This is a genomic window from Flavobacterium sp. LC2016-13, assembly GCF_009707955.1.
Lineage (GTDB): Bacteria > Bacteroidota > Bacteroidia > Flavobacteriales > Flavobacteriaceae > Flavobacterium.
The window spans coordinates 75,099-94,817 of the sequence record NZ_WMDQ01000004.1; the positions used below are offsets into that span (position 1 = coordinate 75,099).

Sequence of the window (19,719 nt, forward strand, 5' to 3'; positions counted from 1 at the left end):
CATAGAATTTAACACTTCAAATTAATATTGTATTTTCGTAAAAAAAATTAAAGAATGTCAAATCGGAAAAGTGTTTTTTTAGAAACACATAATATCAATAACAGAGCAGGAGGCCTAGGAACGTTTAATTATGAATTAATTAAAGGTTTATCTGAATTGAATTTTGATGACATGAGACTAACATTAAATACAGGGAACGTAAAACTTCTTAAAAGCGAATTTGGTAAAAAATTTGATTATAATCAATATACCACTTTTTCAAGATTGGAAATTTTTAGAATCCGCAAACCTTATGACCTATGGCATTCTGTAAATCAGAATACTAAGGTCGAACCTTTTGAATGTAAAAAATATTTACTGACTATTCATGACGTAAATTTTACTGAAGAAGTTTCTTCAGACATAAATCACAGACGTAATAAACTGTTTTTAAAAAAACTGGACAAAGCGACCGCAATAACTTATATCTCTGAATTTTCGAAACAACAAACTCATAAATATTTCAAGGTTCCCGATGTTCCCGAGTATGTAATTCACAATGGAAATCCAATTTCGATATTGCTTAACACAACTTCTTATATTCCAAATGTTCCTGTTGACAAACCGTTTTTTTATACCATTGGAGATTTTATAAAAAGAAAAAATTATGAGTCTATTATTAATATGATGAAATTAATAAAAGACTTTAATTTAATTATTTCAGGTAATAATGCAAAAGACTACGGTGACGAAATAAAAAAAATAATTGATAAAAACGGCCTCAGTAATCAAGTTTTTTTAACCGGAAAAGTTACAGAAGAAGGCAAACAATTTTTCATGAAAAACTGTACTGCATTTCTTTTTCCTTCTATAAGAGAAGGTTTTGGCCTACCTCCTATTGAAGCAATGAGTTTTGGTAAACCTGTTTTTTTATCTGACAAAACTTCTTTACCGGAAGTTGGCGGAACGGCAGCAAATTACTGGAATAATTTTGATCCTGAATATATGAAAACTGTGCTTTTTGACGGACTGCATAATCATGAAAATAATAGACAAGAAAGTGAAAAAAATTTAAAAGAAAGGGCTTTAAATTTTGATTGGAAAATTGCTGCCGCTTCTTATTTAAAAGTATATAACGATATTTTACTATAAAACTACTACCCCTTTTATAATTATATATTTTTCTAACAAGAAAAACATTGTATATTAAGATTTGATATTAAACCTTATTGAATTTAAATTGTACAAAATTATTTAAACTATAATTTAAAAATTTACTTGACTGTAATAAAAAACACATTATGCGTATTACTCTGATAAGTCTGGATGATTGGGGATTTAACAACCACATAGCTATCTCTTTGAAACAAAAGGGACATGATGTTCATCACATTAATTTTGATAAATTTGAATATAAGTACCCTAACCCACTTTATAAAATTTATAATTTTATTCTAAAAACCTTTTTTAAGAAAAACTTAAAAACGATGCATTTTGGAAAAAAAATCATAGAAAACTTAAAAGAAATAGGCGAATTTCAAGATGCTATTTTAGTTATAAAAGGTGATTTTATTGATCCAAAAAGTATTTTGGAATTTAAAAAATACGGAAAAAAAACAATCGCTTATTTTAATGACAACACGCATCGATGTCCAAAAATAGTACGTGTAATTCCTAATTTTGACAAAGTCTTTTCGTTTGAGAAAAGTGATTGTGAAAAATACAACTTGAATTTTGCAACAAACTGGATTTATAATGCTGTTCCTGTAGTCTTAAACAAACCTTTTGAATATAAAGTTTTTAACATCATTTCAAATGATAAAAGACTACCTATTCTTGCTAAAATTGCAGATAATTTAAAAGCCAACAACATAAGCCATAAGATATTTGTTTATGACAGAAAGTTTAAAAGAAAGACGTCTACAATAGAATATATTACAAACCATATTCCTTTATCAGAGGTTAAAGAATATATCGACAATGCTCAGGTTTTGCTTGATGTAAATCGAAGAGGACAAATTGGATTAACTTTTAGAGTGTTTGAAAGTATTGGTTTGCATAAAAAGCTGATTACTACAAATTCAGATATTGCTAATTACGATTTTTACAATCCAAATAACATTTTGATAATCGACGATAAAAATCCTGAGATCCCAACATCATTTTTTGAGAAAGAATATGAAAAAATACCTGAGGAAATTTTCAATAAATATACTTTAGAAGGCTGGGCTGAAAATGTAATTTTTAATAGTCTTAGATAATTTAATTCAAAATAAATGGCACAAAATATATATATTGTTTGTCCTCCCAAAAAAGCTACTGGAGGACCAGAAGCATTGCATCAACTAGGTTATATCTTAAATTCATTGGGATATAATGCCAAAATGTTATACTCGAAACATAAAAAAAATCCTGTACATCCTTTTTACAAAAATTACAATGTTCCTTATGTAATGAAAGTAAAGGATAGCACAGAAAATGTAATGATTATACCAGAATCAATGACAAATCTTATTGCTAAATATCCGTTAGCTCAAAAAAAAATCTGGTGGTTAAGCCTTGATTTTTATGAGGTTTTAATGAATAGCAGAGAAGCAAAAAAGAACTGGTTGAGAAAACTAATTGTACCTTTTAAACATACTGAATATCGTTTTGAACCTAATAAAACGGTTACACATTGGTATCAATCTCAAAGAACGAAAGAGTTTTTATTGACTAAAAAGTTAGATAATGATATTGCATATTTGTGTGATTATGTAACGGAACTTTTCTTCGAAAATTTACCTGAAATTAATGATTTCCCAAAAGAAAATATCATTACTTATAATCCTAAAAAAGGATTGGATAAGATAGAAAAATACATGACCCTTCTCCCTCAATACAAATGGACGCCATTGTCAGGAATGTCAAGGGAAGAAATGAGAGATACTTTACGAAAAACCAAACTTCATATTGATTTTGGATATTTTCCGGGAAGAGATAAAATTCCGAGAGAAGCCTTGGTTTCTGGTGTATGTTTATTGACCGGTCGTGATGGAACCTCTGCATTTAAGGAAGATTTAGGTATTCCTGAACGTTATAAATTACACGAAAATGAAAGACAAACGGAAAAAGTAACTGAGCTTATAAATCATTTGATGAACAATTATGAGCAAGTTTTTAATGAGTTTACTGATTTCAGGACATTTGTCATAAATGAAAAAGAAAACATGATTAAAGATGTAAAAAAGCTTTTCGATAAAGCCTAATTACAGCAAATAATAGATTACAAAATTATAGTGATTCTATTCTTTATTACAAATTACATTAAAAACGCATCACTATGAAAGTATGTTTAATTAGTTTTGATTCAACTTATTTTGATCACAATATTATAATTGAATTAAAAAGAAAAAATATCGATGCCAATCATATCGACGCTTCGAAGTTTAAATATAAATACACTTCTGTTTTTGATAAAATCAGTAATTCTATTAATAAATCATTCTTCAATAAAAACATAAAAGACATAGCATTAGAAGAAAATATCCTGGAGCAACTCAAAAAATTGGGGCATCAGGATATTATTATGTTTATACGTCCGGATAGAATAAGCAAAAAAACTCATTTAGAGATCAAAAAACAAACTAACAAATATATTACTTATATATATGATAGTTATAACAGATTTCCTATGGATGATTTACTGGATGGAGTATTTGATGAAATCTTTTCTTTTGATTTTAATGATGTAAAAAAATATAATTTCAAGTTCATATCAAATTATATTTATATGAATAAAAGAGAAATTAAATCTGAAAATGACACTAACGACAATATCTTTATTGTAATATCTATTGATGAAAGATTTGAATTCTTAAACAAGTTGTCTTATTGTCTTTCAGATCATAACATCAATTATAAATTCGTAGTTGTAGGTAAAAGAGTTCCTAAAAATATGAATCCAAATATGATTTTTTCAAAGAAAACACTTCTTCCCGAAGATTTGAAAAATGATTTAGACAATTCTAAATATTTTTTAGATTTAATTAGGCATGGACACAATGGCTTAAGCTTTAGGATATTTGAAGCTCTCGCCATGCAGCGAAAAATTATTACAACAAATCAAGCAATTCGTCAATACGATTTTTATAATCCGAATAACATACTAATTCTTGATGAAAATTCAGCTATCAATATAGATCTCAATTTTTTCAAGACTCCATACGAGCCTTTAAGCGATGCTATTTATTACAAATACACCATTGAAAATTGGGTAAAAACCGTATTTCAAATCTAACTTATTGAACTAAACTTATTATTTTTTGTTCGATCGTTTGAGTTGAAAAAGGTTCAATAACCTTTTTTGAATCGGCACTTATTTTTTCCCATACTTCTTTGTTTTGGTACTGCAAAAGTATATTATCAACAATTTCCTCACTTGTATTTCCAACAATGTTATTTCTGTTTTCTTCAAAATCAAAACCTTCTGCTCCAATATCAGTTGTAACCAATGGTAAGCCAAATTCTAAACTCTGCCCTATTTTGCCTTTAATTCCGGCTCCGTATCGCAATGGTGCAACGAAAATACGTGAGTTTAAAAAATACGAAGAAACTTCTTCTACATAGCCAACAATTTTGAATTTATCAGAATTCAAATTTACTATCGAATCAGGAGCATTACTTCCTACTATAGAAATCGAAATTTCAGGATTTGATTGCCATAATAAAGGCATAATTTCTTCTGCTAAATAATGTACAGCATCAACATTTGGTTTGTGGTCAAAACCTCCAATAAATAATAAATCTTTTCGATCCTCAAATGAAACCGATTTTTCATTTTCTATATATTGATGAATATTTCCAATACTGATTATTTTAGAATCCTGATTGTAAAATTCCTTTAAAGTTTCTTTTTCAACATCAGATATTACGATGATTTTATCTGCTTTTTGGCAATTATCAAGCTCTAGTTTCAAGTATTGATCAGCTTCTTTCATTATTTCAGGATCTCCTATCAATTCAAATTGTCTTTTGAATCTTAAATAGTGAAAATCAACCATATCAAAAAAGACTTTTATTGACGGTTTATTTTCCTTAACAATTGGATAATATTTTGCAAAAATTTCAGGCCTGTGTAGCCAGGCAAAACTTGCAAAAGGAAGAACTTGCTTTATAAAATCATTTTTGGTAACTAATTTCCCAGATTTATCAACACTTGGTTCATAAACTACAGCGCCTAAATCTTTAAAATACTGTACATAATTGGTTGTAAAACGATGTTCCTTAAAATCAGCCAGCAAAAAAACACCTATTTTATTTGCAATAAGTAATTTTATAATTTCTGTTAATCGTCTTGATCCTGAATCTTTATCATACTCTGGCAGTTTAATATCGACTATAATAACATTTGTATTGTATTTTAAATTTGCTGTAAAGTCAATTTGCTTGTTTTCTTTTTTTAGCCTTTTAGCCAACGATTTTAATCTAAAATATAACTTAATTGATTTAAACATTTTTTGTTGAATTATGCTGTTGTATTTGATTGGATGTTAGTTAGAAAAATATTATCTAGCACCTCGTATGTTTTCTTGACGTCAAAATTTTCTTCAAAAAAATTCTTAGCCTCTAAATGGTTTTTATTATAAAAATCTTTATCATCCAAAAGTTTACAAATATACTGCGAAAACAATAAAGGATTGTTCGTTACCAGACATCCATTATTTATTTTATTCAACAAACCATCGACGCCTCTTTCAGTGCATACAACCGGAATCCCGTGCGATAAAGATTCTATAACTTTTATTTTTACACCGGTACCAGACAACATTGGGCAGATTGTAATTTTGGTTTTATTATAAATATCATCTAAATCTTCTATAAATGATAAATTTTGAACATTTTCAAATTTTGGAATATGATTGTTGATTTTGCCTACTACAGTGATTCGTATATTTTTTGGCAATGTTGGATAAACCTCAGTAAAAAACCATTCTGCCGATTTTATATTATGAAAATTTTCACTGGCAACATACGTTATATCAATTGTTTTTTCTGTTTTGGCTGAAGTTTCAACATTATTAGGCAAACCATGAGTAACCAAACTTACCGGACTCTTTATAAATTGAGAAAAGAGATATTTTTCTTCGTTTGAAATTACCCAAATATTATCAAATTTCTGCATCAGATTGATTTCAGTTTTAAAATATTGATCTAAAACAAATTTTTTATTAGACTGAAATTGTGATGTTAAAAAATCATGTGTATCAATAATCCATTTTGAGTTCTTTGCCTTAATCACTTTATCTAAAAGTGGTACCCAATAAGCATAGGAAATTATTATAATATCGTAGTTATTATCATTTACTATTTTTAAAAATTGTTCTTTATAACCATATTGGGTTCGGTCAAAATCTCTAATAATATTTCCAAGCTGCTTATTTATTTGTCTCGGAAAAGAATAATCAAAATAATAATGAAGACGATTATCCGTTTTATTATATCTATTTAAAAGAAATCCATCATTAATTAATTTTTCGTTTTTCAATTTAACAAGTGATCCTTCTTCGAAGGCTTCTGATTTTTCTGCCACAAGATCAACGTAAAAGTTTCTGATTTTAAAGTAGTTAAGCAATGCTAAAGCTCTGGAATTGTTTCCCTGGCTATAAGATAATGGGTTCTCAGGGTAGAAATATAAAATTTTCATTAGTAGGAAATATATTAAATTACAAAAATAAACTATTTTTAACATTTCAAAAAATTCTATCAAAATAATATGCTTGATATTGCTATTTTAATAAAAACATATAAAGACGATTATGTTTCCTATAAAAAATTAATGAAATCGATAAAAAATTTTAATATCGATAAAATTCCTGTTTATATTGCAATAAACGATCGTGATTACGATTACTTTTTAGCAAAAAATACTGATCCTGAATTAAACCTGCTTAATGATTCTGACATCTACAAATGTGATATAAAAGATCCCTGGAGATACCAACAAGTAATAAAAAGTAAATTTTACAGATTAAATATTTGTAAAAACTATCTTTGTATTGATTCTGATAGTGAATTCATAACTCCGTTTAGAAAAAGTGATTTTCTATTTGATGAAAACACGCCTTATACAATTATGCATGAATCTAAGCCTTTTCTGGAAATGGTTAATCAGATCGATTTAGATTCAGACACAGTTTTTTTTAAAAATGCATCAACTGTAACACAAAAATTAATTGGCAATGAACATAATAAAATATGGGATTACGGACCTTCTCCATATTTATGGTCTTGTGCTGTGTGGAAAGATTTTAACGAAACCTTTTTGGCTTCAAAAAATATATCTTTTGAAGATTTTATGAATGAAATAGAAGTTGATTCACCTCCTTCAGAAACTATTATTTATGGAGAATACCTTTTAAAAACAAATCTAATTCCGATTTATCCAATAGAAGGTCTTTTCAAAGTCTATCATTATAAGAAACAATTTTTAATAGAAAAAAGGTTTTATAACATCGAAAAATTAAAGAAGGTCTATTTAGGTGTTATTTTTCAAAGTAATTGGGACAATAAAAGTATATTGACCAAATATTTAAACAGAAAGAAAAGAAAAATAAAACTTATATTTTTGAAAATTAAAAATGTTTTAAATATTCAAAGCAAAAAATAAAAAAGAATTTAATACCCAGATCATGAACGAAGAAATACATAACGCTTACGAAATCATTAAAGAAGGCGGAATCATTTTATACCCAACGGACACAGTTTGGGGAATTGGCTGCGATGCTACCAATCCTGAAGCTATTGCCAAAATATATAAACTGAAACAACGTGCAGAAACTCAAAGTATGATTGTTTTGATGAATGGTGAAAAGATGATGTATAATGTATTTAAAAACATTCCTGAAGTAGCCTGGCAAATTCTGGATTTATCTGAAAAACCAACAACTTTAATTCTTGACGAGCCCAGAAATGTCGCTAAAAACATCATTGCAGCTGATAATTCACTTGCAGTTAGAATCGTAAAAGAACCTTTTTGCTTTAAACTATTAGAGCGAATGAAAAAGCCTTTAGTTTCAACATCGGCTAATATTTCGGGACAGCCTACTCCTATCGCTTTCAAAGATATTAATCCTGAAATTATCAAAGGAGTTGATTACGTAGTAAAATTAAATCAGGATAAAATTGCCGGAAAACCTTCAACAATCATAAAGTTGACAAATGATTCGCAGGTAAAAGTAATACGTAAGTAATTTTAGATTGCAGATTTTAGAGTTTAGAATTTTAAAATCTGCAAGAAAAAAATCTTTGAACCTTTGCTACTCTGAACCTTATAAAGTTTTCAAACTTTGAATCAACCAATCAATATCTTCTTTGGTATTGTAATGGCTAAATGAAATTCGGAGATTGGGTAATTTTAAATCAGCCTCCGAAAGCATTTCTTTTAAAACATGAGAAGGTTTTATGCTTCCAGACTGACATGCACTTCCTCTTGAAACTGCAATACCTTTCATATCTAAACTAAACAATAACATCGAAGTTTTATCTTCAGAAAAAGGTAAAATAATATTGATAATATTGTAGAAATCTTCTTTTTTTCCATTGATTCTAAATCCCGGAAAATGAATTTCAAGCTGATCAATAAGATATGTTTTTAAACCTGAAATATACGTTCTTTCCTCATCTAAATTTTCATAAGAAATAGACAATGCTTTTGCCATTCCGGCAATTTGATGCACCGCTTCAGTTCCTGCGCGAAGTCCTTTTTCCTGCTCTCCACCAAAAATCAAAGGCTGTAAACCTGAGTTTTTACGAACAAATGCAAAACCAACACCTTTTGGTCCGTGAAATTTATGTGCACTCGCGACAATAAAGTCAATAGGCGTTTTTTGAAGATCAATTTCCGTTTTTCCAACAGATTGAACCGTATCCGAATGAAATAAGGTATTATATTGCTTGCAAATAACACTAACCCTCTCAAGATCTAAAATCGTTCCTGTTTCGTTGTTTACGTGCATTAAACTCACTATTGTCTTTTTATCTTCAGACAATAGATTTGATAAATGTGTTAAATCAATACTCCCGTCATGATTTATCTTTACATAATCTACCTGAATACCAAACTCAGCTTCTAATACTAAAACACTATGTAAAACCGCATGATGCTCTATTTTCGTCGTAATAATGCGTTCAATCTTAAGATTTTTTACAGCAGAACGAAGAATCCAATTATCAGCTTCAGTTCCTCCTGAAGTAAAAATAATTTCCTGTGCAGAACAGTTTAAATGTTTAGCAATACTTTTTCTTGAAAGTTCTAAAATGGTTTTTCCATTACGTCCAAAACTATGTGTAGAAGACGGATTACCAAAATCTTCAGTCATAACTTTTGTTATTTCCTGAATAACTTCAGGTCGCATGGCTGTAGTTGAGGCGTTATCGAGATATACTTTTTTCATCGGGACAAAGTTAAGAAATATCAATTGTCTATTCTTAAATATCATTTGCCAAATTTTTCACTATTTTTGACCCAAATAAAATTATGATGAGAAAATATGCAAGCCTACTGTTATTCGCACTTTTATTAAATGGTTGCGATGATGGTGATATAACTGTTGAACAAATAGATTTTGAAACTGTTGAAGCAAAAAATTGTACGACAGATAATCTTTTAGTTTATAAACTTAAAAGCCAGGAATCATTATTATTACAAGTGCCCGAAGGTACTTTTACAGAGGATGAAACACCACTCAATGTTCCGGATCAACATAATATTGACAATACAAGTTACCGATTGGTTTACAGAGGTTATGATGGAGCAATAACAGGTACAGATATTTGTAGTTTAATTCCGCCCGCTACTCCTAAAATCATCAATGAATGGTATGCAAAATCAGGGTTAATGGAAATTACAACAACAGCAACTCATACCCCAAATGCAACTGGCAATGGTAACCGAATTACAGGATACAACCATAATATTTCTATTAAAAATGTTACTTATGCAGTTAATGGCGTTGATGTAACAGTACCTGAAATAAAATTTGGTGATTTTGCGACAGGAGTTACAAATACATTAGATTTAGCTTTTGATGACACAGCAGCACAATGTTCTACATCTGGGCAAATCTATAATTTTATAATTTCGGGAGCATCCATAACAATTGATGATGTAGATGCTAGTTTAATTCAAAATACTGTTACTCCTCTAAATACACCAAGAACAGCAGTAATAAGTTCTACGAAAAACAAACTTTTATACCGAGTTTATAATAGTACTTTAAACGCCGATTATTTCTGTAAAACGCCTGTTCCTTCTACACCAACTTTAAGAGAAACATGGGCTGGAGTTGACGGTGTTGCAAATGTAAGTGGCTATATAGAAGTAACTACAACTACCAACGGACCAAATACATTTTTGCACACTATTGTTCTTAAAAATGTAACGCTTGCAAAAGGAAATAGCAGCTTTAAATTAGGAGATAGTTTTGCGATTGGATCATTCTCTACAGTAGCTACACCCTAAATAATTTATATCTGATTTTTTTAAAATCACAGAATTTATTTTTCTTACAAAAAAAACGTCCGTTTTCTTTCTAATTCAATATGAAATTAGGCTTGAAAACGGACGTTTTTTTATGCCTTTTTTTGAACTTTTCAACCTTCAAAAAAATGCTTATTTATTATTTTGTCTAAAATAAACTTCAGTTGCGCCTAAGCCATATTTTTGATAATTGGCATCCTGAAAATCCAATCCGTCGTAACGGCCTAATAAAAAATCAAGTTCAGCTTTTAGAATTCCTTCGCCAACTCCGTGAATAAAAACAATTTTGGGAATACGATTTCTGATAGCAAATTCAATATGTCTTTTTGCCGTTTCCGTTTGCAAAGTCAGGATATCATAATTTGACATTCCGCGTTTATTAGGAACCAGTTTTTCAATATGCAAATCAAATTCAGGAGCAGCAATTTCGCGTTTATCCTTCTTTTCTTTTACAAAACTTCTTGGTTTTGGCTCTGTTTTTTCTTTTGTAATCTCATCTACATTAATTCTTTTAATAGAATTCATTAAATTACTGGAATCTTGTATTTTAAGTAATTCGTTGACAAAAAATGTCATCATAAATCCATCTTCAGTTTCAATCAAAACTTCTTTGTTTTTAACTGAAATCACTGTTCCGTTTATAGCCTCGTCTAAAACCGAAACCTTATCTCCTTTAGTCAGCATCCTGTTCTTCTTTTTCCTGATTTTTACTTGGTGTTTTTGCACTCAACTGCATCATTCCATACATGAAAACCGCAATCGCAATAACCATAATATAGATATTTTTTTCTGCTGAAACCTGCTCATATAGCGCAACTGAAATTGCAAGAATCATTATTAAAATTTTAAAAGCTTTCATATTTTAAAGTATAAGAATTCAAAAGTATGAAACTTTAAAATACTAGTTCTCACCTCTTGAAATGTTATCGAATATTTTTTCGTAAAATTGTAAAAAATAAAGTTGTGACTTTAGAGAAATTCATGCTGCCTTGTTTATTCAAAAAACTGTTCGGAATTGAATGTCTGGGCTGTGGTTTTCAACGCGCATTATTCTTACTTTTTAAAGGTGACTTTTTTGCCGCTTTTAAGATGTATCCGGCACTTTATTCTACACTTTTGTTTTTAGGATTTGGAGCTTTTTATCTTTTCAATAAATCACAAAATCATCAAAAAACGCTTTGGATTTTAGCAGCCATAAATGGATTATTTATGATTGTTGGATATTACTTCAAACACTTTTATTTTTGATTTTTAAAGCTCAAATTATTTCTTAATCTGGTTTAAAATATCATTCATCATTTCGATTTGCACTTTCTGAATTTCGATTAATTCTTGTTGCTGATGCATAATCAAATGATCAATTTTATCATGAATCATTCTAATTTCTAATTCAGATTTCAGGTTAATCATATAATCTTTTTTGGCACGGTTTCGATCTTTTTCTTCCTGACGATTTTGGCTCATCATAATAACCGGAGCCTGCAAAGCTGCAATACAAGATAAAATCAAATTCAGTAAAATAAACGGGTACGGATCAAATCCTTTATTGACCAAAATATAAACATTCGAACCAATCCAAAGAACGATAAAAAGTAAAAATGAAATTATAAAAGTCCAGCTTCCACCAAAGTTTGCCACCTTATCAGCAATTTTTTGACCAAAATTTCTAGTCTCCTCTTCGTCTTCAACAATACTTACAATCGATTTATCTTCTTTTAAAGATTCGATTACACTTTTTTCAAGATCTGAAAGTGCCCCGATTTCAGTAGATAAATAATTCGAAACATATTTCTGACGATAAGAATTAAGCTCTTTTACGGCAATAAAATCATCATCGCAAAAAGAAGGATGGTCCTTAATAATAAGTCCTAAAATTGGATCGTGAATAGATTTTCCTGAAACTTTTTCTTTTGAAGGAAAAGACAGGTTAGAAATAGAACTTTTAAAAGTCGGATCGTTTTTCATTTTCAATTTGTTTTATAAGCGAATTTACGCATTTAACTTCTTAAGAATCATATAAATTATTAGGCTCTAAATTCTTTTATTTTATCACAAATACAATCCTCAAAACAAAATTTCTTTAGGTAATTCGTGCCTTTATTTACAAAAAACGTCTTACTTTTAACGTTTCAAATTTATCCATTCAATTTTTAAAATTGTGTCAAAAAATCTCATCATACAAAATATAAAAGCTTTAAAAAGCCATTCAAATATTAATTACGGAATCAAAACTAAAACAGAAGATTTTACAGAAAAACTTTTCTACGCTCTTTTTGATTCTAATGCAGCTTTGGATGAAAGCATCGACGAACTCGAAATATGCTTTAAAGAAATTGCAGTTTTAGCCTGCAAAAAACCAAATAATTTATGCGGATCAATGTGGGACCGCTTTTTAGAGAAACTGCCTGGTGTTTTAGAAAAACTAAATCAGGATGCTGAATATATTCTGGAAAATGATCCTGCATCAAACAGTATTGATGAAGTTTATTTGGGATATCCCGGTTTTTATGCCATTGCTATTTACCGCTTAAGTCACGAATTATATCTTCTTGATTTACTATTATTTTCACGATTGATGAGCGAATATGCCCATAGAATTACGGGAACTGATATTCATGCGGGAGCTAAAATTGCTTCTCCGTTTTTTATTGATCATGCCACCGGAATTGTTATTGGTGAAACTACCATAATCGAAAAACATGTGAAAATTTATCAGGGAGTAACGCTTGGCGCGTTGAGCGTAAGTAAAGAAATGAAAAACGCAAAACGTCATCCTACCGTAGAAAAAAATGTATGCATTTATGCCAATGCGACAATTTTGGGAGGACAAACTATTATTGGTAAAAATAGTATTATTGGCGGAAACGCATGGGTTACAAAATCGATCCCCGATGGTTCTATTGTCATGAACACAACTACAACTGAAGTTAAAATTAAAGAAATTAAATAATGGGTCCACAGAAATTGCTAAACCTAATTGGAAATACACCATTGATGGAAACAGTCAATTTGGTTAAAAATAAAAACGTAAAACTTTTACTGAAACTTGAAGGGAATAATCCTGGTGGAAGCGTAAAAGACAGAGCGGCGTATAATATGATTGCATCGGCTCTGGAAAGAGGTGACATAAAAAAAGGAGACAAATTAATTGAGGCAACAAGCGGAAATACGGGAATTGCCCTTGCAATGATTGCACAATTATTTCAAATAGAGATTGAATTGGTTTTACCGGAAGATTCTACAAAAGAAAGAACTCAAACAATGCGTGCTTATGGTGCTACAGTGATTTTAACGCCTGCCAGCGAAGGAATTATTGGTTCACGCGACTATGCCGACAAAAAAGTCGCAGAAGGCGGTTATTTGATGTTAAATCAATTTGCGAATGATGATAACTGGAAAGCACATTACAAAACTACCGGACCTGAAATTTGGAATGATACTGAAGGAACTGTAACGCATTTTGTTTCTGCAATGGGAACAACGGGAACTATTATTGGAACTTCGACTTATTTAAAAGAAAAAAATCCTGCCATACAAATCATAGGCGCACAGCCAAGCGACGGATCTCAGATTCCGGGAATTCGCAAATGGCCACAGGAATATTTACCGAAAATTTTTGATGCCTCTAAAGTAGATTCTGTTATAGATGTAAGCGAAGAAGAAGCAAGAGAAATGACTAAAAGACTCGCACTCGAAGAAGGTGTTTTCGCCGGAATGAGCAGCGGTGGTTCTGTTGCCGTTGCCCTAAAAATTGCCGAACAATTAGAATCCGGCGTTATTGTAGCCGTAATCTGCGATCGCGGCGATCGATATTTGTCTTCGGATTTATTCGACTAGGAAGGTTCAAAGGTTCAGAGATGCAAAGGTACACAGATTTCTAAACTGAGTAAAAAACTTTATACCTGTGAACCTTTGCAACTCTAAACCTCAAAAAAAACCTTTGCACCTTTACACCTATGAACCTTTGCACCTAAAAGAAATGAACTACAGAAAACTAGGAAAAACAAACTTCAATATATCTGAAATCTCCCTTGGCACTTGGCAAGTTGGAGGAAAATGGGGATCTGCTTTTGATGATAAAACGGCAGATGAACTTTTGAATACAGCAATAGATAATGGCGTAAATTTTATTGATACTGCCGATGTTTATGAAAATGGTTTAAGCGAAACTGCTGTTGGAAGAGTCGTTCGCTCAAGATCTGAACGCATTTATGTCGCTACAAAATGTGGACGTCATATTAATCCGCATGTGAGTGAAGGATATCAGCCAAAAGTGCTTCAGAAATATGTTGAAGACAGTTTGAAAAGAATGAAATTAGAAACACTGGATCTTATTCAGCTGCACTGTCCTCCTACTGAAGTTTTTTACCGACCTGAAATTTTTGAAATGTTTGACCGTTTAAAGGATCAGGGCAAGATTTTAAATCTGGGCGTAAGCGTTGAAAAAGTAGAAGAAGCTTTAAAAGCCATCGAATATTCGAATGTTACGACTGTACAGATTATTTTTAATTTGTTTCGTCAACGCCCGTCGCAATTATTTTTCTCCGAAGCAAGAAAAAAAGATATCGGAATTATTGCCAGAGTTCCTTTAGCAAGTGGACTTTTAACCGGTTTATTTGATTCTAAAACAACTTTTGAAGCACAAGATCACCGTAATTTCAATCGTAACGGAGATGCTTTTGATAAAGGCGAAACTTTCTCTGGAATTGATTATGAATTAGGGCTAAAAGCTGTTGAAGAATTAAAATCATTATTTCCGGAAACTGCGAATCTTGCTCCTATCGCTTTACAATGGATTTTGAGTTTTGAAGATATCAGTTGTATTATTCCGGGTGCTTCAAAAGAAAGTCATGTTCTTTCGAATTTATCCGTTTATGATTTACCGAAATTAACGCCGGAAAAAATTTCAGCAATGAATAAAATTTACGAAAAGTATATTAAATCTTCTGTGCATCATTTGTGGTAGCTTTTTAAGGTTCTGAGTCGCTATCCCGTCCCGACACTTCAGGATCGGGACTGAGGTTCTAAGCTTTTTTTTGAGAATCTGGTTTTTATTCTGCGCAACCATTTATAAATCAAAGCATCTGATAATAAAACTAACCATAAAATCATTAACCATGAAAAAATTAAGTTTTATTGTATTTGCTTTTTGTTTAATATTTGCTTCATGCAGTAACAATGATGATGATTCAAAAGAAAAAGAATCTCAAAAACTCGAAACCATGCATAATGAAATCATTACACTTTCATTAGTCAACTCTCAAACTTGCACAAATCCTGAAGAATGGAGTTTTACTTTACTCAATAGAAATGCATGTGGCGGAGATGGAGGATATATTGCATATTCAAAAAAAATAAATACAGTTGAGTTTCTTGATAAAGTAAAAAAATATCAGGATGCCAAAGTAGAATTTGAGACTAAATGGAAAATATACTCTGTTTGTAATGTTTCAGTTCCTCCAACAAGCATTGCATGTGTAGACGGAAAACCTACATTACAATTTAGTTTGGCAAGTTTTACGACTAATTAAATCTGAGATTGTAAGTATATATAAGTTTTTGAGATACCAAACTTTTCTCTACGCAACCATTTGTGAATCAAAGCATCTAATAATAAAACTAACCATAAAATCATTAACCATGAAAAAATTAAGTTTTATTGTATTTGCCCTTTGCTTGATATTTGCTTCTTGCAATAACAATGATGATGATCCAAAAGAGAAAGAATCACAAAAACTCGAAACAATGCATGATGAAATCATTACGCTTTCATTAGTCAATTCTCAAACTTGCACAAACCCTGAAGAATGGGCTTTTACTCAATTCGATAGAAATGGTTGCGGTGAAGACGCTGGGTATATTTTATATTCAAAAAAAATAAATACAGCTGAATTTCTTGATAAAATAAAAAAATATCAGGAAGCAAAAACAGCATTTGAGACTAAATGGAAATTACTTTATGATTGTGCTATACGATCTGCTCCAACCGGAGTTGACTGTGTTAATGGAAAACCTACACTAACTTACAACCACGTCATTTTCTAGAATAATTAAAGTTTTTAAGACTCTAAGGTATTACTGTTTTTGTTTTAAATCTAAAATAAAACTTAGTACCTTAGAAGCTTTCTCTCTTAGAAACTTTAAAAAAAATGCTTACAAAATCAAATTTTAAAGAATGGTTTAACCGTTATAAATATGCCGAATTAGCGAGTACAAGTGCCGCTTTGACAACTTCACTTTTTAGCAAAATTTATAGCGGACTAACGACTGCTTATTTGATTACTTGTGCAGAATATTTAGCTTTTTACGGTGTAATTTTATTTTCTTCTTATAAAAAATTAGCATCAGAAAATAAACTTCTTCAGAAAAAAACAACTTTTAGGGAAATCCTTTCGTTAGTAAAAAACTTAGTTTTAGAGTTTGGATATCCTGCAATTTTAGACTTTTTAATAGTTCGCCCGTTTTGCATGTACTGGATGCCAATTTTGTGTGGAAATTACTTCTTCGGAATTATTCTGGGGAAAATTACAGCCGATTCTTGTTTTTACTTTTTAACGATTATCAATTATGAAATCATAAAAAGAAAGAAAATTTAAACCTCGAATACAATTCTAAATTCAGCTCCTTTGTTTTTGCCTTCGCTTGAGGCGTTCAATTCGCCTTTGTTTCTTTCGATGATTTTTTTACATAAATACAAACCAATTCCCGTCGAAGTTTCCTTTGCAGTACCTAATCGGCTCATTTTAGTAAATTTCTTAAATAATTCATCAATCTGATCTTTATCAAAACCAATACCTTTATCGATAACCGTAATGGTTAATTTTTCGTTCTCAGCAAAAATCCTAACATTGATTTCACTATCAAAATAAGAAAATTTAATAGCGTTACTTATCAAATTAACTAAAACCTGAATCAGTAAACCTTCATCGATCCAAAGTTTAGCTTCGTCCAATTCTATATTTACACTTAGTTTTATGTTTTTATCTAAAAGGCGCTGTTCAACCTGTTCATTAATAAATGGCAGAATATTAGGAAAATTAACAACTCTTAATTCCTGATTTATCTTTACAACCTGATCCTGTTCATTCAATAATTTAATAAAATTATCAATATATCTAAACTGCAAATCAGTCGATTCGCAAATTAAAGCAGCAAGATCTTTTACAGATTCTGATGGATTTTCTTCGATTATCAATTTTGCCAAACCCTGAGGATTTCCTGCAAAATTCTTTAAATCATGCGAAAGCATGTAAATCAAGTCCTGTTTTTCGTTTATAAAACTTTCAGCTTCATAAATAGATTCCTGAATATTACACATTAATAAACCTGCTTCGTCAGTATATTCAGTAGGCAAAACAGAAAGTCTTCTTTTATTTCTATAATCATTCAATGATTTTGATGCAATTGCAATAGGTTTTATCAATTGATTTAAAATTACAAGCGTTATTAAAGTAGCCAGTAAAGTCATTATTAAAGAAAAAATTAAAATAGAAGTTGGTGAAATACTCGTATTATAATAAAGTACAAAAAATAAAATTCCGATAAGAGGGATATGAATACCAATAAATGCCACAAATAAAAATTTGAACGCGTAGCTCTTCTTCAAAAAGCTAATTTGTGAGAGTTTGTGATACAACTTCATAAAAAAACAACAATACAATAGATTAAAAATGTAGCATTTGGGATTTTGCAAAAACAAAGTTACCTTTTAAACCCGACTAAACGGAATAAAATGATAAAATTGATAAAATATTTTAAAAATTAAATTTATAAAAGTTTACAAACCCTTATTTTTGCGCTATGGGAAGAAAAAATACAGACAAAGTTGTCTTTCACCAAATTCAGGTTCTTGATGCCGGGGCAAAAGGAGTATCAGTAGCGAAAGCTCCAGACGGAAAAGTAATATTTATTCCGAATGTAGTTCCGGGAGATGTGGTTGACGTTCAAACTTTCAAAAAAAGGAAAGCCTATTATGAAGGCAAAGCAGTAAAATTTCACGAATTATCAGAACATCGCATTGAACCAATTTGCGATCATTTTGGAGTTTGTGGGGGATGCAAATGGCAAAATATGAAGTACAGCCAACAGTTGTATTACAAACAAAATGAAGTAAAAAATCACTTACAACGTATTGGAAAAGTTGAGCTTCCTGAATTCGAAACTATTTTGGGTTCAGAAAAACAGTTTTTCTACAGAAATAAAATGGAATTTTCGTTTTCTAACGCTCGTTGGTTAACCGAAAAAGAAATTGGAAGTACAGAAGATTTAGGAAACAGAAATGCACTAGGATTTCATATTCCGAAAATGTGGGATAAAATTCTCGATATTCAAAAATGTTATTTACAGGAAGATCCTTCAAATGCGATCAGAAACGAAATCAGGGATTTTGCAAACGAGCATAATTTAGCCTTTTTCAATCCAAGAGAACAATCAGGTTTATTAAGAACTTTCATGATTCGTACTGCTTCGACCGGCGAAATCATGGTTTTGATTCAGTTTTTTGAAAATGACAAGAAAAATCGCGAATTGATTTTAGATCATTTATACGAGAAATTTCCACAAATTACTTCATTACAATATGTTGTAAATTCAAAACAAAACGACACAATTTACGATCAGGATATTAAACTATATAAAGGTAGAGATTATATCCTGGAAGAAATGGAAGGTTTAAAATTTAGCATTAATGCTAAATCATTTTACCAAACCAATTCTGATCAGGCTTACGAATTATATAAAATAACACGTGATTTTGCAGGACTTACTGGCGATGAAACTGTTTATGACTTATATACAGGTACCGGAACTATTGCGCAATTCGTTTCTAAAAAAGCAAAAAAAGTAATTGGTGTAGAAAGTGTACCAGAAGCTATTTTAGACGCTAAAGCCAATGCAGAACGCAATAATATTACAAATTGTGAGTTTTTTGTTGGTGATATGAAAGTGGTTTTCAACGAAAGTTTCATTGCTCAACACGGCAAACCGGATGTTATTATTACAGATCCGCCAAGAGATGGTATGCACGCTGCTGTTATCGATCAGATCTTAAAAATTGCTCCTAAAAAAGTAGTTTACGTAAGCTGTAACTCTGCTACACAAGCACGTGATTTAGCTTTAATGGACGAAAAATACAAAGTTACACGTGTTAGGCCAGTTGATATGTTTCCGCAAACGCATCATGTTGAAAATGTTGTACTTTTAGAACTTCGATAACAAAAATT

General features: G+C 30.6%; 22 protein-coding genes. 15 read left to right on the forward strand and 7 right to left on the reverse strand.

Features of this window, described 5'->3' with window-relative positions; genetic code table 11:
• The first annotated feature begins 54 nt into the window (after positions 1-54).
• The 4 genes from GKZ86_RS09625 (at position 55) to GKZ86_RS09640 (ending at position 4,258) form a co-directional block, all read left to right on the forward strand.
• Positions 55-1,131 (forward strand): glycosyltransferase family 1 protein, encoded by a 1,077-nt coding sequence (locus GKZ86_RS09625; RefSeq protein WP_154782901.1) that lies wholly within the window; start codon positions 55-57, stop codon positions 1,129-1,131.
• A gap of 149 nt (positions 1,132-1,280) precedes the next feature.
• Positions 1,281-2,240: a hypothetical protein gene (locus tag GKZ86_RS09630; RefSeq protein ID WP_154782902.1), complete on the forward strand. Its 960-nt coding sequence runs from the start codon at positions 1,281-1,283 to the stop codon at positions 2,238-2,240.
• A 15-nt stretch (positions 2,241-2,255) separates the two neighbouring features.
• On the forward strand, positions 2,256-3,227 hold the full coding sequence (locus GKZ86_RS09635; protein ID WP_154782903.1) for a hypothetical protein: 972 nt from the start codon (positions 2,256-2,258) through the stop codon (positions 3,225-3,227).
• A gap of 74 nt (positions 3,228-3,301) precedes the next feature.
• A complete protein-coding gene (locus GKZ86_RS09640) occupies positions 3,302-4,258 on the forward strand; it encodes a hypothetical protein (RefSeq protein ID WP_154782904.1) in 957 nt (318 codons plus the stop codon).
• Between the two features lies 1 nt (position 4,259).
• Here GKZ86_RS09640 and GKZ86_RS09645 read toward each other — a convergent pair whose 3' ends face one another.
• Positions 4,260-5,474: a glycosyltransferase gene (locus GKZ86_RS09645; protein ID WP_154782905.1), complete on the reverse strand. Its 1,215-nt coding sequence runs from the start codon at positions 5,472-5,474 to the stop codon at positions 4,260-4,262.
• An 11-nt stretch (positions 5,475-5,485) separates the two neighbouring features.
• Positions 5,486-6,664 (reverse strand): glycosyltransferase, encoded by a 1,179-nt coding sequence (locus GKZ86_RS09650; protein ID WP_194632488.1) that lies wholly within the window; start codon positions 6,662-6,664, stop codon positions 5,486-5,488.
• A 132-nt stretch (positions 6,665-6,796) separates the two neighbouring features.
• Here GKZ86_RS09650 and GKZ86_RS09655 point away from each other — a divergent pair, with 132 nt between their 5' ends.
• Positions 6,797-7,627 (forward strand): hypothetical protein, encoded by an 831-nt coding sequence (locus tag GKZ86_RS09655; protein WP_154782907.1) that lies wholly within the window; start codon positions 6,797-6,799, stop codon positions 7,625-7,627.
• Positions 7,628-7,649: 22 nt separating this feature from the next.
• Positions 7,650-8,210 (forward strand): L-threonylcarbamoyladenylate synthase, encoded by a 561-nt coding sequence (locus GKZ86_RS09660; RefSeq protein WP_154782908.1) that lies wholly within the window; start codon positions 7,650-7,652, stop codon positions 8,208-8,210.
• 78 nt (positions 8,211-8,288) lie between these two features.
• Here GKZ86_RS09660 and GKZ86_RS09665 read toward each other — a convergent pair whose 3' ends face one another.
• Complete coding sequence (locus GKZ86_RS09665) at positions 8,289-9,413, reverse strand: cysteine desulfurase family protein (protein WP_154782909.1); 1,125 nt, start codon at positions 9,411-9,413, stop codon at positions 8,289-8,291.
• Positions 9,414-9,496: 83 nt separating this feature from the next.
• Here GKZ86_RS09665 and GKZ86_RS09670 point away from each other — a divergent pair, with 83 nt between their 5' ends.
• Positions 9,497-10,480: a hypothetical protein gene (locus tag GKZ86_RS09670; RefSeq protein ID WP_154782910.1), complete on the forward strand. Its 984-nt coding sequence runs from the start codon at positions 9,497-9,499 to the stop codon at positions 10,478-10,480.
• A gap of 150 nt (positions 10,481-10,630) precedes the next feature.
• Here the strand turns inward: GKZ86_RS09670 and GKZ86_RS09675 are convergent, their stop codons facing one another.
• Both GKZ86_RS09675 and GKZ86_RS09680 read right to left on the reverse strand, forming a co-directional pair.
• Positions 10,631-11,182, reverse strand: coding sequence for a Smr/MutS family protein (locus GKZ86_RS09675; protein ID WP_154782911.1), 552 nt, complete (start codon positions 11,180-11,182; stop codon positions 10,631-10,633).
• Positions 11,172-11,357 (reverse strand): hypothetical protein, encoded by a 186-nt coding sequence (locus tag GKZ86_RS09680; RefSeq protein WP_154782912.1) that lies wholly within the window; start codon positions 11,355-11,357, stop codon positions 11,172-11,174. Before GKZ86_RS09680 ends, GKZ86_RS09675 begins: the two co-directional genes overlap by 11 nt.
• Positions 11,358-11,461: 104 nt before the next feature.
• On the opposite strand from GKZ86_RS09680, the gene GKZ86_RS09685 reads away from it, so the two are divergent.
• The gene (locus GKZ86_RS09685; protein WP_194632487.1) at positions 11,462-11,746 is read left to right on the forward strand and encodes a DUF2752 domain-containing protein; all 285 of its coding nucleotides are present in this window, start codon (positions 11,462-11,464) and stop codon (positions 11,744-11,746) included.
• Positions 11,747-11,761: 15 nt separating this feature from the next.
• Here GKZ86_RS09685 and GKZ86_RS09690 read toward each other — a convergent pair whose 3' ends face one another.
• Entirely contained in the window at positions 11,762-12,463 is a 702-nt protein-coding gene (locus GKZ86_RS09690; protein WP_154782913.1) for a DUF1003 domain-containing protein, read from the reverse strand.
• Positions 12,464-12,656: 193 nt separating this feature from the next.
• On the opposite strand from GKZ86_RS09690, the gene epsC reads away from it, so the two are divergent.
• From epsC to GKZ86_RS09720, 6 genes are all read left to right on the forward strand, one after another.
• Positions 12,657-13,448 (forward strand): serine O-acetyltransferase EpsC, encoded by a 792-nt coding sequence (gene epsC, locus GKZ86_RS09695; RefSeq protein ID WP_194632486.1) that lies wholly within the window; start codon positions 12,657-12,659, stop codon positions 13,446-13,448.
• Complete coding sequence (gene cysM, locus GKZ86_RS09700) at positions 13,448-14,335, forward strand: cysteine synthase CysM (RefSeq protein ID WP_154782914.1); 888 nt, start codon at positions 13,448-13,450, stop codon at positions 14,333-14,335. Before epsC ends, cysM begins: the two co-directional genes overlap by 1 nt.
• A 142-nt stretch (positions 14,336-14,477) precedes the next feature.
• Positions 14,478-15,464, forward strand: a complete 987-nt coding sequence (locus GKZ86_RS09705; protein ID WP_154782915.1) for an aldo/keto reductase — start codon at positions 14,478-14,480, stop codon at positions 15,462-15,464.
• Positions 15,465-15,615: 151 nt separating this feature from the next.
• Positions 15,616-16,029, forward strand: coding sequence for a hypothetical protein (locus GKZ86_RS09710; RefSeq protein WP_154782916.1), 414 nt, complete (start codon positions 15,616-15,618; stop codon positions 16,027-16,029).
• Between the two features lie 109 nt (positions 16,030-16,138).
• Positions 16,139-16,543: a hypothetical protein gene (locus GKZ86_RS09715; RefSeq protein WP_154782917.1), complete on the forward strand. Its 405-nt coding sequence runs from the start codon at positions 16,139-16,141 to the stop codon at positions 16,541-16,543.
• A 104-nt stretch (positions 16,544-16,647) separates the two neighbouring features.
• Positions 16,648-17,094: a hypothetical protein gene (locus GKZ86_RS09720; RefSeq protein WP_154782918.1), complete on the forward strand. Its 447-nt coding sequence runs from the start codon at positions 16,648-16,650 to the stop codon at positions 17,092-17,094.
• Here the strand turns inward: GKZ86_RS09720 and GKZ86_RS09725 are convergent.
• Positions 17,091-18,071 carry a HAMP domain-containing sensor histidine kinase gene (locus GKZ86_RS09725; RefSeq protein WP_317173571.1) on the reverse strand — a complete coding sequence of 327 codons (981 nt, stop codon included), beginning with the start codon at positions 18,069-18,071 and terminating at the stop codon, positions 17,091-17,093. The genes GKZ86_RS09720 and GKZ86_RS09725 overlap by 4 nt on opposite strands.
• A gap of 227 nt (positions 18,072-18,298) precedes the next feature.
• Here GKZ86_RS09725 and rlmD point away from each other — a divergent pair, with 227 nt between their 5' ends.
• Complete coding sequence (gene rlmD / locus GKZ86_RS09730; protein ID WP_154782920.1) at positions 18,299-19,711, forward strand: 23S rRNA (uracil(1939)-C(5))-methyltransferase RlmD; 1,413 nt, start codon at positions 18,299-18,301, stop codon at positions 19,709-19,711.
• Positions 19,712-19,719 lie beyond the last annotated feature (8 nt).